The organism is Nguyenibacter vanlangensis, from assembly GCF_013376155.1.
GTDB classification, from domain to species: domain Bacteria; phylum Pseudomonadota; class Alphaproteobacteria; order Acetobacterales; family Acetobacteraceae; genus Gluconacetobacter; species Gluconacetobacter vanlangensis.
Genome location: NZ_JABXXP010001219.1, coordinates 1 through 572 on the forward strand (window position 1 = coordinate 1; position 572 = coordinate 572).

A 572-nucleotide genomic window follows, 5' to 3' on the forward strand; every position below is an offset into this window, starting at 1 on the left:
CGGCGCCTGCAGCGCATGGACCGCCGCATCGGCGTCGAACACCGCAAAGCCCGCCGCGCCCAGCAGCCGGGCCACGGTCGACTTGCCCATGCCGATCCCGCCCGTCAGGCCCAGGACGCGCATCCTATCGCGCCAGATCGGCGTCGAGCAGCGCCTCGATCTCGGCATCCACCACCGGGTCGACCCCGAACCAGGCGTGAAAGCTCAGCCGCGCCTGATGCAGCAGCATGCCCGTCCCCTCGACCACCGTCAGGCCCCGTGCCGCCGCCGCGCACAGCAACGGCGTCCTGCGCGGGACATAGACGATGTCGCTGACCACCAGATCGGGCGCCGCCGCCGACAGGTCGGGCATGAACGGGCCGTCGGGGCCGCCATGCATGCCCAGCGACGTCGTGTTCACCAGCAGCGCATGGTCCGCCAGGCTGTCCGCCCAGCGTTCCCAGTCGATCACGGCGATCCGCCCTCCCTCGCTGCCCAGCGCCTCCGCCAGGGATTCGGCGCGCGCGCGGGTGCGATTGGCGATCGACACCGCGATCCCCCGGTCCAGCAGGCTGGCCGCGATCGCCCGCGCG

At 72.9% G+C, this 572-nt stretch carries 2 protein-coding genes; both read right to left on the bottom strand.

What is annotated here, in order from left to right:
- A partial coding sequence (locus HUK84_RS22220; protein WP_176642046.1) for a dephospho-CoA kinase occupies positions 1–123 on the bottom strand: 123 nt, incomplete at its 3' end.
- Position 124: 1 nt separating this feature from the next.
- Positions 125–572: shikimate dehydrogenase family protein (locus HUK84_RS22225; RefSeq protein ID WP_374729414.1), on the bottom strand; the 448-nt coding region annotated here is incomplete at its 5' end.